We start from the raw sequence: 16,558 nt of genomic DNA on the forward strand, positions 1-16,558 counted from the left end.
TTCATAAATCCTTTTCTCAAAAACAAAAATAATGTTAAAATTAGGTAATAACTACAATTATAAGATTTCTACAGGAGCCCACTATGACCAACGAAAAACAACTAATCGTCAATTCCAGCAACAAAAACCTACTAAACGAACTAACCAAATCAATAGAACAATGCAAACAGTTCTATTTCAGCGTCGCATTCATTAACTACAGCGGCCTGCAGCTTCTACTAGATTCCTTCAAAGAAGCCAATGAAAAGAACATTAAAGGTAAAATAATTACCTCAACCTATCTAAATTTTACAGATGCCAAGGCACTCAAAAAAATCAATGAATTCGAAAACATTGATCTCAAAGTATTTGTAACGGATAAAGAAATTGGGTTTCATACGAAAGCATACATATTTGAATACGAAGACAGCTTCAAAGTAATCATTGGCTCGTCGAACATAACGCAAAGTGCACTGAAGAGTAATGTGGAGTGGAACGTACAGATTATCTCTAAAAGTGATGCCAGTTTTATGAAGGATGTTATTAAAGAATACAATTCCATTTGGGACTATAGTGTTGAAGCGAATGATGACTTCATACAAAACTATGAAGATTTCTTAAGTAAGCTAGTCAGTTCTTCTATGACACAATCTCTTATTTTTGAAAATCCTCAAAAGCCAAATTACATCATTCCGAACCGTATGCAAAAACGTGCGATGGAGAACCTAGATCGAATTCGTTCGATCGGTGAAGAGAAGGCGCTTGTTATTGCGGCTACAGGGACAGGGAAGACGTATATGTCTGCATTTGATGTGAAGAATTTCTCTCCGAGGAAAGTGCTTTTTCTCGTTCATCGAGAAGAAATTCTTAAGCGGGCAAAAGAAACGTTTGAAACGTTAATCCCTAATCAGGGCATCTCCTTTGGTTTGTTTACAGGTAGTAACAAAGATAAGAATGCAGATTACTTATTTGCTACGATTCAAACGATGTCTCGTTATTACACTGAGTTTAAGCCAGATGAGTTTGATTATCTTATTCTAGATGAAGCGCATCATGCGACGAGTCCTAGCTATCAAGCTGTTATTGATTACTTTAAGCCACAGTTTACGTTAGGGATGACTGCAACTCCTGAGAGAAGTGATCATATCAATGTTTTTGAGCTTTTTAACAACAATGTTGCGTTAGAGGTTCGTCTACATGATGCACTTGAGGATGAGTTAGTTATTCCGTTTCATTACTTTGGTATTACTGATATTGAAGGTATTGATTTAAGTGATGTTGATATTGATGATATGGCGGAAATTACGAAACGTTTGAAAGTAAATGAGCGAGTTGAATTTATTATTGAGAAGGTGGACTTTTACGGTCATGATGGCGAGAAGCGAAAGTGTTTAGGTTTCTGTGCGACCGTTGAGCATGCTCGGTACATGACAGATGAGTTTAACAAAAGAGGATATAAAAGTATTTGCTTGTCTGGGGAAGATAGTGTTGAATCACGGTCAACGTACATTCAGAAGCTTGAGAATGAAGACGATGAGCTAGAGTTTATTTTTACTGTTGATATTTTTAACGAGGGTGTTGATATTCCTTCTGTAAATCAAGTGTTGATGCTTCGACCGACGAATTCACCGATTGTATTTATTCAACAGTTAGGGCGTGGCTTGCGAAAGCATCAAAGCAAAACATTCTTAACGGTTCTAGACTTTATCGGGAATCATAGCAAAACATTCCTAATCGCCATTGCTTTAAATGGTAGTCGTTACTATGACAAGGAAAGCTTGAAGGTTGCAATTTCAACAGGTTTTGCGAATATACCTGGCGCAACGCATATTCAGATGGATAAGATCTCCCAGGAACGGATACTTGAACAAATTGATAATGAGAATTTTAAATCTATGAGGTATTTAAAAGAGGAATATTTTGAGTTTAAGAAACTTAACCAAGGTCATATTCCGTTATATTTAGTCGATTACTTAAAATATGATGGTTCTCCTGATCCGGTAAAGTTTATAGACCGTGAAAAATCGTATTTACAGTTTGTAGCGAAGGTTGAAAAAGATGACCACATAAAGGAATTACTTCTGGATAATGCATTTGAAGGAGCATTAAAAGAGCTATCTAGTAAGCTTCCATTAAAACGTATTTATGAGTTTGTGATAGGTAAGTACTTACTCACAAATGACTCGGTTACTGTGGAAGAGGCGAGACATGAGATTTTGAAATATGTTGATGATGTCGCTGTCGATAGCGTCCGTCATGCATTTGAATACTTAAACCAAGACTATTATGATAATGTTCAGAAAAAAGGGAAGTTGAAGTTATTTGATCATGATAATGGTATTTTAGTGAAGACTGAGGCTTTTAACCGTGTGTTAGAGAATGATGTGTACCGCGAGTATATAGAGGATACTATTATGTATGGCCTGTTTCGTTATGAGAAGGAATTCAAGACCGTAAATTACGGTGTTCCACATTTCAAACTCTATGAACAATATCAGATGATAGATACAGCTCTTTTGTGTAATTATCGTAAAATTCATACGGCTTTCCGAGGGTCTGGTTTATTAGCGAATGAAAATGACTTCTTCTTATTTATTGATTTGCATAAAGAGGAAAGCGTCGAGGAACGTCTGAACTATAAGGATAAATTTATTGATCAGAACTACTTCCAGTGGCAATCGCCGAATCAGACAAGTCAAGGGACAGAGCGAGGGAAGAATATCATTTTTAATAAAGACAGAGGCATATCGCTTCATTTGTTTGTCCGAAAGTATAAGGAAATTGATGGACAAAGAGAACCTTTTATTTACATTGGAAGAGGGAACACCGTGGAATATGAAGGAGAAAAGCCTATTACCGTCAAGCTAGAACTAGAACATGAAATTCCATCTCGAATTTACACAGAGTTTGTAGAAAAAGTATAGTCTTCTCATTTGAGAAGACTATTTTTCGTTGATTAATTGTTCCACCGCCGGTATATCAGCCGGAGCCCATTTAAGTGAATTAAGGTTCTCTCGTTTCAACCAAATCAATTTAGAATGCTCGCTTGCTAAAGGTGTTCCTCCAACAATTTTGGCTTTAATTGAGATAAGATTGATAATGAATGTTTCGTATTCATGTGTGTGGTCATTGAATACATCCAACGTTTCAATTTGACATTGTAACTCTTCATCAATTTCCCGCTTAAGTGCAGTGAAAAGGTCTTCGCCTTTTTCTACTTTTCCACCTGGAAACTCCCACATGTTGGGGATTGCCATGTCAGGGGATCTTAGGGCGCACATGATTTCGTTGTCATCGTTTTCGATGATGGCTGCTACGACTTTTACTGTTTTTTTCAAGGTAAGGCCTCCAAATATTAATTCTACAATAATCATAACACTAATTAGAAGAAAACCGTTACTAATAGCGGTTTTCTTCATTTCTTAATCATGAAAACTTCCCTGCGATATAGATTTAATGTGTCTTCAGGTAAATGTGGTAACTGTCATACGTCAATAGCTCTTGCAGCAAGAGCCTCGCTTCGTTTCTCAATTGTTTGCTTGTTCCATTCAGTGTTAGAGGAAATGCTACCATTTAACCAAAATGGACTTGTTTTAAAGCCACCATTAATTGTTAATTTTTTCTGAAAAAGGGCGGTCACTTAATTCTGAGTTAAGAGCTTCTTTACTTCAAGAACAAGAATGAATTTGTGTGTAACAATTACGAAGTCAAGCTGTGGTTTATATTCCTCAAATTCTAAGTACACATCATGCAAGATGAACATGGAGTGCTGTAATTCAAATAATTCGCTTTTTTCAACGGTTTGTCCGATAGAGAAGAGCTTTAAGTGATTTGTTACATCTATATTGGGATCGTTCGTTTCTACGTTAATATATCCTTAAGTGTTACTGGCTTTGTAATTTCTCTCGTATCAGTGAGAATTTTATACATATTTTTTAGAAAAGACATCGCAGACTCCTTTATTTATGTAGGGAATTTGTTTATGATAAGTAAATATACTCATATTATATCAAATTATTGGGTATTGAGGGGAAGTTTGTTGGAGTAGTGGAATTGAAAGAAGCTTATAAACTAGTTAAGTAGAAAGGGAGACATATGTTTTATCAGTTAAAGAAATTTGTCGATATATTTAAATTTAATAAAGAGTTGAGGGTACATGTTCACTTGGTTGAACTAGAGTTTGAGAAGGTGAACAGCGAGATTGAGGTTCTTTGAGAACAGATGTTGTATTTTAAAGGTCAAAAATTAATTAGAAATCAAAAAGGGGATTTATATTATGGCAGAAAGTAGAAGTAAACGAATGGACACAGTAAATGGAGCAGTTGGCGGTTTAATAATGATCACGGGATTAGCAATCGTTTTTTATTTTAACTTATCTTATCATTATTTTATCGGTGTTATAGTTGCTTCTGTAGTGTTTGGAAGTTTAGCTATGAGAGCTGTTCCAGATATGCGAAAAAAGGAAAATAAGAATAAAAACCCCTACATAGGTTTCAAACAAACAAAGAAAGACCAAACAGTCAAGAGATCAAATCCAAATATTTTAAGAGATGAACACACGATAATGACACTACCTTTGGAGCAACTTTCGTGGAGAGAAATTGAAGAACTTTGCTACATGTATTTTAAAAGCAACAGATACAAACCAAGAAAAACACCAGAAGGAGCAGATGGTGGTATTGACCTTGTTATTTTTAATCGTCATCACAATACAGACATTGCTATTCAAATTAAACACTACAAAAAAGATAATAACATTGGTGTGAACTATATTAGAGAGTTAGATTCAGCAAGGAAAAATTATGGATGTGTACTTGCTGAATTCATAACAACTTCAAAATTCACGAGACAAGCCCGTTTAGAGGCCGATAAGCGTAAAATTACCTGCAAGGATATTGAATGGTTTAATCGAAAAGTCCTACCTTGGAGAGAGAAGCAGTTAATGAAAAAACATGGTTCATAAAACATCCTAATCGCTTTAAGAAGTCAAAATCTTAAACTAAAACAGGAGGACTATCCAATTCTCACATACAACAAACTAGTAAGAGATAAAATTCCAGAGATTATTAAAAATAGCGGTAAAAAATTCAGGACGAGTACTCTTGACAAGTCTACATACGAACTAGAACTACAAAGAAAGCTAATAGAAGAAATGGATGAGCTGCTACAAGCGAAATCGAGAGAAGAACGAATGGGAGAAATGGCGGATCTTTTAGAGGTTGTATACGCACTTGGTGTCATTGATGGAATTGAACCGAATGAAATTGAGCATGTTCGGAAGAAGAAACGTGCAGAGCGCGGAGGCTTTGAAGAGAGAATCTTTTTAATTGACGTAGAAGAGTAAAGTCAATTACTAAGGAGACATAAGATAAGTCATAAGTTAAAAGTGGGTGAACTGCAAGGTTGTTCGGAGGTTTGTGGAAATAATAGTAGAAATGGGTAAAAACGACTAATAATCTTTTGCTAGAAGACATTTATGGGGTGAATGACGCCGTTGAATATACAAGAAAACCTGATTCTTGTCAAGAATCAGGATCAAACAGAGAAAATAAAATATTGCAAGCGATCGAATGGGAAATGGAGAGTTACTTACGATTCTGGTAAGGCGTATGATTATAATGATCAAAATGTAGTTTGGTACAGGAACGCGAAAAGTATTGAGCCAGATACTAAAATCGTTTATGTCGACAATCAACCTATATCAGGTATTTTTCAGATTTTAGATTTTGGGGAATATACGAGACTTATATTTAATAATGGATTTCAAAAGATCTACACTAGTTCTGTATTACGAATCGAAGAAACTAGTTTGAATGCAGATGCCGCGACATGCTTTGACTATTTGAAAGAGTTGGCGGAGCATGTCAGTGTTGATGATGACGGCAAAGGAAGCTTTTTAGGAAAGCAGTATAGTGGGATCTCGGCAATTAGTCCGCATAGTGTGCTTGCGGCCTATCTGGAAGGAAGGTCTTTAGAAGGGGACAAGAATGAACCACAAGTCATTTTTCCTTTTGGATTTAACCTCAGTCAAAAATCCGCAACGGAAACCGCTATGATTGAGCCACTTTGTGTGATAGAGGGACCTCCTGGAACTGGTAAAACACAGACCATTTTAAATATCATTGCCAATGCCATTATGAACGGGAAAACTGTTGCGATTGTTTCAAACAATAACTCAGCAACCGCAAATGTTCTTGAAAAGCTTGAGAAATATGAAGTTGGTTTTATTGCTGCATACTTAGGCAGTAAAAAGAACAGAGAACGATTTTTTGAAGAACAAAAGACAGAGTACCCAGAAATGAGTGATTGGAAGCTAACTCCTGATGATTTCCAATCTATTAAGCGTAGCTTGGGGGCTTCACAGTTAAAGTTAAATGAAATGCTAGCACATAAGAACAAGCAGGCGAGATTGAAACAGGAACTTTCAACATTGAAGACAGAAATGGAATACTTTAACCAATATTATTCAGATTCTAGGCTAGAGCACCTTCATAAAAATGCACTTTCACGTCTTAATTCTGGTAAGATATTAAATTTTTTGCTACAGTATGAGCGTTTGATTGAGCAGGGGCCTATTCCTTTTATGAGAAAAGTGTACAATGTATTTGCTTTTGGTATATATCATTTTAAGTTTTATCGATATTCACCTGAAACTATTATTTCAGACTTGCAGAAGATGTATTACGATGCTAAAAAGAACGAGCTGCAACGTAATATCGATGATTTGGAGAAAAAATTAGATCATTTTAATTTTGATGTTGCCATGAACGATTATAGTGATGATTCAATGAAATTATTTAAGGCTAAATTAGCTGATACTTATGGAAATAAAGATAAAAGGACAAGCTTTTCAAAAGATGTACTATGGAAAAACTTTGATCAGTTCATTAATGATTATCAAGTCATCTTAAGTACAACTCATTCATTAAGGAATTGTGCAGCAAAGAATTATCTCTTTGACTATGTATTAATCGATGAAGCTTCACAGGTCGATGTAGTAACAGGGGCTTTATCATTGTCTTGTGCGAGAAGAGCTGTCATTGTAGGAGATCTTAAACAGCTACCGAATGTTGTCTCAGGTGAAGCAGCTGAGATTGCTAATAGGATATTCAGTAAATACAACCTAAATCCAGCTTACAATTATGTAGATAAAAGTCTGTTGTCATCCGTTCAGACATTATATAAGGATATTCCTAAAACGTTGCTGAAAGAGCATTACCGCTGCCATCCTAAGATTATCGAGTTTTGTAACCAAAAGTTCTATAATAATGAACTAATTGTGTTAAAAGATAGTGAGGATCATGATAAACCAATGATTCTATATAAAACATCTAAAGGAAATCATGCGAGAGGGAATTTCAATCAACGTCAGATTGATATTATCTTTGATGAAATCATTCCACAGCAGAATAGTGATAATCAAAATAGATCATTGGGGGTTATATCCCCCTATCGTCAACAAGCAAATGAACTTCAGAAGGTGGGCTCCCAAAATATCGAAGCTGACACGGTTCATAAATACCAAGGACGGGAGAGAGATGTTATTATTTTATCGACAGTCTCTAATGAAATTAAGAAAAATGATTTCGTTGATAATCCGAACCTAATCAATGTAGCCGTTTCTAGGGCAGTGGATCAATTAATTGTCGTCGTAGCAGAAGGCAGCGAGAATTGGAAAGGCACGAACATAGGAGATCTTGTGAAATTTATTCAGTACAATAACTTTGAAGTCATAGAAAGTAAGGTCTATTCGGTATTTGACTTACTATATAGTAGTTACTCAGACAAGTTGCTTGAAGTCATGAAAACAAATAAAAAAGTGTCTCAATACGATTCTGAGAATCTGATGAATATAGTCATTAAAAAGGTGTTAAGTAGGGAAGAATTTCAAAACCTTCGTTATGTGCTTCATCAACCATTAAGAATGCTAATTAAGGATACAGAACATCTGACTGATGCTGAACGAAAATACGCAATGAATGTTTTGACACATACTGATTTCGTTATTTTTAACAAGTTGGACAAAATGCCAATACTAGTCGTTGAGGTCGATGGACATGCATATCACGCAGACAAACCAGTTCAGTTGAAACGAGACAAGATGAAGGACGAGATTTTAGCGAAGCATGGTATTCCTATTATAAGGATGAAAACCACTGGAAGTAATGAAGAGAGTAAGTTATATGACAAGTTAGTTGAATTAGTTTGATCCTTGATTTAAGAAGGCCGCAATCTTCAACAAGTTCATTTCTTACCAGACGGTTTTAATGTTGGGATGAATTGTGGTGAGGTGTTGTTAAACGATATTTCAAATGGCTGACTTGCTGTAGGGTGTCTATGCTTTTGGTAAGCTTGAAGGGATTGATCCGGCTGAAAGCGAGAGTGTTCGAAAACAGAAACGTGCTGAACGCGGTGGCTTTGAAGACAGGATTTGATTAATTGATGCAGACGAGTAAGGGCATCTAGAGAGGAGACCAGTGATGCTGTGAAGTAAAGTCTTAGACACAATGTGAGAAGAACAGAGGTTCATTCATTTGGATTTAGCGGAACATTAACGAGTGTGATTCTAAAATTCATAGAGAAGATGCGATGGATATCCTGCCGCATTAGGAGATGTTGTGGGTTCCATGGAGGAGTTCTTTTACAAGGGTTACGTGTACATTACTGGAGGTAAGAGGGCTTAAATAACGGGTCAATCAACACACTAAAAAATCATAGGGAGGGTTCTCCTACTTCTTTCGTTTAGCGAAACAAAAAAAGCAACAGAATTGTTCCTTTTCACCTCTATTCATGCTATTTTAGAGGAGTCTATATTGTTTGAAAATTTTTTCTAATCAGATAAGAAAAGAGAGGAACTTCTATATGCAAAAGAACTGGGCAGGTAATCTACAATACAGTACGAGTAACTGGCATGAACCTGAAACGATTGAAGATCTTCAACAATTAGTCTCAAAGGTAACAAAGCTACGTGTAGTCGGAACGCGTCACTCGTTCAATAGTATCGCAGATTCGGATGAGAATCTCGTATCGTTGCATAAGCTGAACAAGGTCTTATACATTGATAAGAAGAAAAAAACCGTAACGGTGGAGGCTGGAATCAAGTATGGGAACCTTTGTCATGAGCTTCATCAACATGGCTATGCATTACAAAACCTTGCTTCCCTTCCCCATATATCGGTTGCTGGCGCTTGTGCAACAGCTACACATGGTTCAGGTAATTATAATCAAAATTTAGCTGCAGCTGTTTCTGCAATGGAAGTCGTAACTGCTAATGGAAGCCTTGTCACGTTTTCGAGGGAAACTTCGGGAGCGGAATTCTATGGTTCGGTTGTGGGATTAGGTGGAATCGGTGTTGTCACAAAACTAACACTAGATATCGTTCCAAGTTATCAAATGAGGCAGGATGTATACGAAAATCTTCCATTAGCGCAACTAGCTCACGATTTTGATACGATCTTTTCCAGTGCTTATAGTGTTAGTCTATTCATGGATTGGCAGGACGAAACGATTAATCAGGTGTGGCTGAAAAGCAAGGTGACGGATGGTCAAGCTTTTTCGTTTGGAGAGGATTTTAATGGCGCAAAAGTGGCCACAGAAAATCTCCATCCTGTACCTGGCGTCGGAGCAGAGAATTGTACAGCTCAGTTAGGTGTGGAAGGAGATTGGCTAGATCGCGTGCCGCATTTCCGAATGAATTTTACCCCGAGTAAAGGTCAAGAGCTGCAAAGTGAATATATCTTTGCTCGTGAGCATGCATATGAAGCTCTTTGTGCACTTAGTGACATCCGTGAACATATCGCACCACATCTACTCATATCAGAAGTACGGACCATTGCAAAAGACGAGCTTTGGATGAGCCCGTCTTATAAGCAGGATTCGGTTGCGATTCACTTCACGTGGCAAGATAAATGGGCGGATGTTCAGCAGGTGCTCCCACTCATCGAAGCTAAGCTCGAACCTTTTCAAGCGAAGCCACATTGGGGAAAATTGTTTACGACCTCACCTGAAAAAATACAGTCCCTTTACGAAAAGATGTCTTCATTTCAGTTACTGCTAAATAAGTATGACCCGAATGGGATGTTTCGTAATCGCTTTTTGAGTAGATATATTTTTAATGAGGATGAGTGATTCGTTTTTACGAGATTCACGTCATACGATCGAGCTTAATGCAGCATATTCAGTTTTTAATAGCTGAGTTGCATTAGGTATCACATCGAGCAGTGCTAGGCTAGTCTAGCACTGCTCGAACCGTTTGGGCCACCAAATCTTTTTTCGTAATCGTTCAAAGCTCTTGATGCCATAAGATTCGCTTCATTTCTTTCATTGAATTGTTGATTACTTTTATGAATCCATTGTTATAAGATTAGATTAAGGGTTGTAGGATTTCTTGTTTCCTGTGTATACATGTCCTTACTGAGGACTGAAATACTAGTATGCGTTAAATGAATAGAAAAAAGAGTAAGGAGTTGATACAAATTGGTTGTCAGCGAAATCAAACGAAAACAAGGGCAGAGCGCAGATTCATGGTATGAGATTGAGCAGTTAGATAGCATGACGTATGTGCTACACGAGCCAAACTATTATCAGAAGAACAGTCAGTATTTGATCATCGGTTCGGAACGAGCGTTGTTGCTTGATTCAGGGTCTGGACGGAGGCCGATTCTTTCTGTCGTTCAATCGATCACGAACAAACCAGTTGCATTATTTAACTCACACACTCATTTTGATCATATTGGAAACAATCAGGAATTTGAACAGATTGCAATGGCTGATCTTCCTATTAATAGAGAGCAGATGGTGGGAGATTTTTTTGCGGCGAAATTTCGCTTAAGGTTGGCGCTACGTCGACGGTTATTTCGCATCCGCGAATGGATAAAACCTTTTGATTATATCGATCTAGGGAATAGGAAGTTAACCGTATTACCTTTAAAGGGACACTCAGCCAATCACGTTGGATTGTTGGATGAGACAAATGGCTTCATATTTGCTGCCGATGCACTATATCATGGGCCTCTGCTCGCCTGTTTTCCAACTGCCAATATGCACGAATATCTTAGAAGTGCACAGCTTCTGCAACACATTTATGATAACCAGCGCATTTATGGGAATCATTACACCTATAAGACGCCTATGGATGGACAGCATATTAAGCAATTGGTCGAGCTTTGCCAACAAACCATTGAAGCACAACAGAATGGATGGAGAAAGCTCAATCCTATTCAGAAAGTTGTCCGTGGAGAAACGATTCTTTATGTATCTCGGTTTGCGTTATTAAAACCATAAAAAAATTTATATTTATGGAACCTATCAGAGAATAGGGTATACTAGCAATACCTAAATACATTATTGCGGTATGTGCTAAAATTGAACATGGAAATACAAAGTAGCTTACTTTAGAAACCAATCATAGCCAACGATATAAATAATTCGGCAATTTATTTTAAAAAGATTGATATTTTTTGGATTCTAGTTTAATATCTTAATGTAAACGCTTTTATTTATTGCTAGCAAAATTAAGTGCCATTTTTTGCAACATCTTAGATCATACATAACTATTGAATAATCTTTTTTTTACCCTTTTACTAACACGTGTTAGTCCATTATTTACAGGTAAATGGGAGAAATACACTTTGTAAGAAGTAAACCGAATAACGATAATGAAACACTAAGTAAACATAGTCACAATTAACGACCAAACTGCTTTGAGAGATTTCATTTTACGATATTGTTCAATGCTGAAATTGATGGACAAATGCTCTATAAAGGGGGGTGGTAATGCTTAATTGCATTCTGTAGCACCATTGATTTTATAAATTATTAGGAGGTTAGGTTATCATGAATCTTAAAAAAACGCTTATTTTATTTCTAGTCATTATTCTTATTAGCTCCAACTTTATTTTAATTGGTAGTGTTTCCGCTGCTGATAATCCAAATGTTGACCGAAATCCAAGCCCAGAATCAGAAGGTTGGAACTTAGTTTGGTCTGACGAATTTGATGGTGACGAGATTAATATGGAAAACTGGAGCTATGATGTTCCTACAAATGGTAGATGGAACGGTGAAATACAATCGTATACAGAAAATAACGCTTTTATTGAAGATGGCTCTCTGATTCTTGAAGCAAGAAAAGAAGATATTACAGAAGAAGATGGTCAAACCTATAATTACTCTTCGGCTAAGCTAATTACTCAGGGGAAGCAAACTTGGACATATGGAAGAGTCGATGTAAAAGCAAAAATGCCTACTGGACAAGGGATTTGGCCAGCAATTTGGATGATGCCAGATGATGAACCATTCTATGGAACTTGGCCAGTGAGTGGGGAAATTGATATTATGGAATTGCTAGGACATGAACCTGATATTATTCACGGAACTGTACATTTTGGTAGACCACATCAACAAATCCAAGGCACTTATCAATTACCAGATGGTCAAACTTTTGCTGATGATTACTATGTATATAGCATAGAATGGGAACCAGGAGAAATTAGATGGTATATCAATGATGAATTATACCATACTGCAAATGATTGGTTCACTAAACATCCTGATAATGCAGATCCTTATACTTATCCTGCTCCATTTGATCAGCCATTCTTTTTAATTCTGAATATTTCAGTTGGTGGGGGATGGCCTGGAAACCCTGATGATACAACCGTATTTCCACAACAAATGGCAGTTGATTACGTGAGAGTTTACGAGAAGGATGAATACCCTGTACATGAAAAGCCTGAAAGCTCTGAGGAACGTGGAGGAAGAGCACCTCTAGAAGATGGTAACTACGTATATAATGGAAGCTTTGACAGTAATGATCCTGATATCGAAGGAATTGACGGTGTTCCGTATACTGATTATTGGACCTTCTTAGAGGCTGGAGGCGGTAACGCTACTCTTGCTGTGAATGATGGCGTGTTAGATGTACAAATTGAATCAGGTGGAAATGTTGAACACGGAGTTCAATTACTTCAGTCCCCAATACATCTGATTGAAGGAGCTACGTATAGAGCTTCCTTTAGAGCAAAAGCTGAGACTGAAAGACCGTTAAAAGTAAAAATAGGTGGAGATGGAGATCGTAGTTGGGTCGATTATGCTAAAAAAGATCCAATCACCATTTCTTCTTCTTGGGAAGATTATTCATTTGAATTTAAGATGGAAGATCCAACTGATGTTAAAGCCAGATATGAATTCAATATGGGTTCAAACGATAGTAGTATTTCATTTGACGATGTTAGGTTAGAAAAAATTGCTGATCCAGACTCTGCTGATACTATAAGAGGGCCACTTCCAACTGGAAACTATATCTTTAATGGTACATTCGATCAAGGTGTCGAAAGAATGGGTTATTGGGAGTTCCATACAGATGAAACGGCAGATGCAACTCATTATATTGGAAGTGGAATAAATGAACGAAGATTTGAAGCATTAATTACCAATGGCGGTAACCATATTAATTCTGTACAGTTAACTCAAAGCGGTTTTAGTCTAGAAAATGCTAGACAATACAAGTTAACTTTTGATGCAAGCTCAGAAGCAGAAAGAGATATTCAAATAGCCTTTACAAATTCAAATTCTGAAGTTGTTCATGAAGAAACTATTCGTTTAACAACAAACACAGAAGAATATACGCTACATTTTACGATGGAAGCTGAAAATGATAATGACTCAACGCTCCAATTTAATATGGGCGGTAATGAAGGCGACGTATACATTGACAATGTATTTTTGGAGAGACTGCAATTAGATTTTGAAGTGGGCAATCTTCTAGAAAATGGTACCTTCGAGGGACTAGCAGGTTGGAGAGCAGAAGCATTTAATCCTGGTGCAGCAACTTTCTCTGTTGAAGAAGGACAAGCTAAAGTTGCTATTACTAATATAGGAACGGATGATTGGAATATTCAATTATTCCAACATGGAGTCAATATCGAACAAGATGCTACTTATGAGGTTTCATTTGATGCAAAATCAACTGTCGATCGACCATTACGTGTACAAATTCAACGTAATGGCGAAGAAGATAACATATGGACAGAGTACTTTGATCAAACAGTATCATTAACGGATTCATTAGAAACATATACGTTCGAGTTTACAATGACTGAACCTTCAGATCCTTTATCTAAATTTGGTTTCGCTTTAGGAAAAGATGCTGATGGATTAACACCAGCAGAAGTGCATGATGTATTTATTGACAATGTTTCGGTTAGAAAGGTAGAAAATCCAGGAACAGATCCAGACACAGATCCAGGAACAGATCCAGGAACAGATCCAGACACAGATCCAGGTGCAGATCCAGACACAGATCCAGGTGCAGATCCAGACACAGATCCAGACACAGATCCAGGTGCAGATCCAGGAACAGATCCAGGTGCAGATCCAGACACAGATCCAGGAACAGATCCAAGTACAGATCCAAGTACAGAAGATAAAGAAGCTGGAGAAGAATTACCGAGCACAGCCACTTCTTTATATAACTATTTACTAATTGGTATCTTAGTTCTTGCAACTGGTGTTGTAGTTTACGTTAGAACAAGAAGAAAAGTAATAGAGTAATAGAAAACTACTGGGTAAAGCTATAAAATATTCCGTATAACACGGAGCGGAGGTTGTCTAAAAGGTTACTATAACCTTACGACAGCCTCTTTTTATAAGAAAATGGAAAGGTAAATAACTACGAAGCTAATGTGAAGGCGATAAGCCATCTAATCGAGCTTGGACATGAAAATATAGGGATTTATTACTGGAAATCTAAATAAGCTATCAGAGAAGGAAAGACTTAACGGACTAGAATTTAATGAAAATGCTTTTTATCATGGTGATTTTACTGAAAATAGTGATTACGATAGGGGGAAAGTATATACTCAGTATCCCTAATGGACCTACCACCATCTTCATAAGTAACGACGAGTAGCGATGATCGACGAAGGATTATCGCTTTTTATATTGAAGTAATTATACTAACGAGTAAATTTCTTAAATAAGGTTATAGTTCAACACGAAGTTTCCAGTCATACATTAAAAAAAATGATTAAACGATAGGAAGTGAGAATGTTGTCAACACATATAAGGGTACGAGCTGGAGCCATCATTATTAAAGATGGTCTAATTCTACTAACAGAATATAATGATCCATCTAGAGGAATTGTTTATGACCTACCTGCTGGTGGAGTGGAACCGAAAGAATCAATTATTGAAGCAGTAAAAAGGGAAGCAATGGAAGAGGCGTGTATTAACGTAGAAGTAGGTCCATTAGCTTTTGCCTATGAATATGTACCACACCTTAATAACAATAAATTCGGTGAAACTCATACATTAGTCATGATGTTTGATTGTAGCATCAAAAATGGTTCCTCTCCTAAACTACCTGTAACCCCCGACCCTAATCAGACAGGTGTTAAATGGATTTCACTAGCAGAATTAGAGAAAATAGAACTTTATGCTAATATACAAAACCAATTAATGAACTATACTTCTAACAAACGAAATATTGATTTAATTGAAGAACACAACATTCAATACTTAACTAATTAAATGATTAATTTGATTTTGACTATAACTGACCATCAGTCATACAGAATATCTCTTAGAAAAACAAGATGTATATGATGATTTCCCCGAATATCCGTTTTATATTTGTAAAATGAAAAAGGCATTCAAAAACGGGAATTAATGTTTCACAATATACACCAAAATATGTAAGGATTTATCTATTGTACAATTATGAGGAGGAATTTATTATGGGAAAAGTTCAATCATCCATACTTCCACAACACGAAGAATTTATAAGGAACCAAAGGATTTTCTTTGTCGGTTCAGCCCCTCTTACAGCAGACGGTCATATTAACATTTCACCAAAAGGTTATGATGTATTAAGAATCGTTTCCCCAACTGAAGTAGCCTATTTAGATTTAACTGGTAGTGGAAATGAAACAAGTGCACATGTAAAAGAAAACGGTCGAATAACTTTTATGTTCTTAGCCTTTGAAGGACCTCCTATGATTTTAAGGCTGTATGGCAGCGGTAGTGTGATATTATCTGATACACCAGAATGGACAAATCTTGCTCAACACTTTGACATCCTTCCTGGTGCACGCCAAATTATTCATGCAAAGATTGAAACTGTAAAAACATCATGTGGATTTGGTGTACCTTTCTACTCATACGAGGGTGAACGAGATACTCTTCAACAATGGGCTACGAATAAAAGTGAACAAGACTTAGAGGAATACCGAAAAAAGAAGAATTCTATCAGTATGGATAGGATTGTTACACCGATTGGGGAAAGTTTTGATGAAAATGTTAAATAATCTTTGTTTTACGAACGGAGAGCGATAGCTGAATAAAGGTTATCGCCTTTTTTTATTAAGGTAAACGCGGCAGTATAATTAAGGAAGGGTAATTTTAGAAATAAGAAGAAGTTAAACTTGAATTGAAAAAATCAAGAGAGGATGAGGAGATAATATTGAAATACGCTGTTGAAGTATTTTTCGATAATAACATTGAAAGCTATGTAAAAGGAATATGGAAATCATTAGATTTTAATGGTATCACATCTAATATGGAGATGATTGAAGAAATTCGA

At 36.6% G+C, this 16,558-nt stretch carries 11 protein-coding genes; 9 read left to right on the plus strand and 2 right to left on the minus strand.

The window, feature by feature from the left end:
- Positions 1–83: 83 nt before the first annotated feature.
- The gene (locus JCM9152_RS19780) at positions 84–2,903 is read left to right on the plus strand and encodes a DEAD/DEAH box helicase (RefSeq protein ID WP_035347304.1); all 2,820 of its coding nucleotides are present in this window, start codon (positions 84–86) and stop codon (positions 2,901–2,903) included.
- Positions 2,904–2,921: 18 nt separating this feature from the next.
- Here the strand turns inward: JCM9152_RS19780 and JCM9152_RS19785 are convergent, their stop codons facing one another.
- Together JCM9152_RS19785 and JCM9152_RS22175 are read right to left on the minus strand one after the other, a co-directional pair.
- Positions 2,922–3,317: a (deoxy)nucleoside triphosphate pyrophosphohydrolase gene (locus JCM9152_RS19785; RefSeq protein ID WP_035347316.1), complete on the minus strand. Its 396-nt coding sequence runs from the start codon at positions 3,315–3,317 to the stop codon at positions 2,922–2,924.
- Between the two features lie 302 nt (positions 3,318–3,619).
- The gene (locus tag JCM9152_RS22175; protein WP_081728156.1) at positions 3,620–3,742 is read right to left on the minus strand and encodes a nuclease-related domain-containing protein; all 123 of its coding nucleotides are present in this window, start codon (positions 3,740–3,742) and stop codon (positions 3,620–3,622) included.
- Between the two features lie 513 nt (positions 3,743–4,255).
- Between JCM9152_RS22175 and JCM9152_RS19790 the strand changes: the two genes are divergently transcribed.
- The 8 genes from JCM9152_RS19790 to JCM9152_RS19825 all read left to right on the plus strand — a co-directional run bounded on the left by JCM9152_RS19790 (position 4,256) and on the right by JCM9152_RS19825 (position 16,283).
- On the plus strand, positions 4,256–4,942 hold the full coding sequence (locus JCM9152_RS19790; protein ID WP_035347308.1) for a restriction endonuclease: 687 nt from the start codon (positions 4,256–4,258) through the stop codon (positions 4,940–4,942).
- Between the two features lie 102 nt (positions 4,943–5,044).
- Positions 5,045–5,323: a pyrophosphohydrolase domain-containing protein gene (locus JCM9152_RS19795; protein ID WP_369384596.1), complete on the plus strand. Its 279-nt coding sequence runs from the start codon at positions 5,045–5,047 to the stop codon at positions 5,321–5,323.
- A 150-nt stretch (positions 5,324–5,473) separates the two neighbouring features.
- Positions 5,474–8,188, plus strand: a complete 2,715-nt coding sequence (locus tag JCM9152_RS19800; RefSeq protein WP_035347318.1) for an AAA domain-containing protein — start codon at positions 5,474–5,476, stop codon at positions 8,186–8,188.
- Between the two features lie 653 nt (positions 8,189–8,841).
- Positions 8,842–10,107 carry an FAD-binding protein gene (locus JCM9152_RS19805; protein WP_035347311.1) on the plus strand — a complete coding sequence of 422 codons (1,266 nt, stop codon included), beginning with the start codon at positions 8,842–8,844 and terminating at the stop codon, positions 10,105–10,107.
- Between the two features lie 348 nt (positions 10,108–10,455).
- Positions 10,456–11,262, plus strand: a complete 807-nt coding sequence (locus JCM9152_RS19810) for an MBL fold metallo-hydrolase (RefSeq protein ID WP_035347313.1) — start codon at positions 10,456–10,458, stop codon at positions 11,260–11,262.
- Positions 11,263–11,814: 552 nt separating this feature from the next.
- Positions 11,815–14,529 carry a carbohydrate binding domain-containing protein gene (locus JCM9152_RS19815; protein WP_148296559.1) on the plus strand — a complete coding sequence of 905 codons (2,715 nt, stop codon included), beginning with the start codon at positions 11,815–11,817 and terminating at the stop codon, positions 14,527–14,529.
- Between the two features lie 498 nt (positions 14,530–15,027).
- Positions 15,028–15,507 carry an NUDIX domain-containing protein gene (locus JCM9152_RS19820; RefSeq protein WP_035347321.1) on the plus strand — a complete coding sequence of 160 codons (480 nt, stop codon included), beginning with the start codon at positions 15,028–15,030 and terminating at the stop codon, positions 15,505–15,507.
- Positions 15,508–15,713: 206 nt separating this feature from the next.
- Positions 15,714–16,283 carry a pyridoxamine 5'-phosphate oxidase family protein gene (locus JCM9152_RS19825; RefSeq protein WP_035347315.1) on the plus strand — a complete coding sequence of 190 codons (570 nt, stop codon included), beginning with the start codon at positions 15,714–15,716 and terminating at the stop codon, positions 16,281–16,283.
- Positions 16,284–16,558 lie beyond the last annotated feature (275 nt).

This window comes from Halalkalibacter hemicellulosilyticusJCM 9152, assembly GCF_000513115.1.
Lineage (GTDB): Bacteria > Bacillota > Bacilli > Bacillales > Bacillaceae_D > Halalkalibacter > Halalkalibacter hemicellulosilyticus.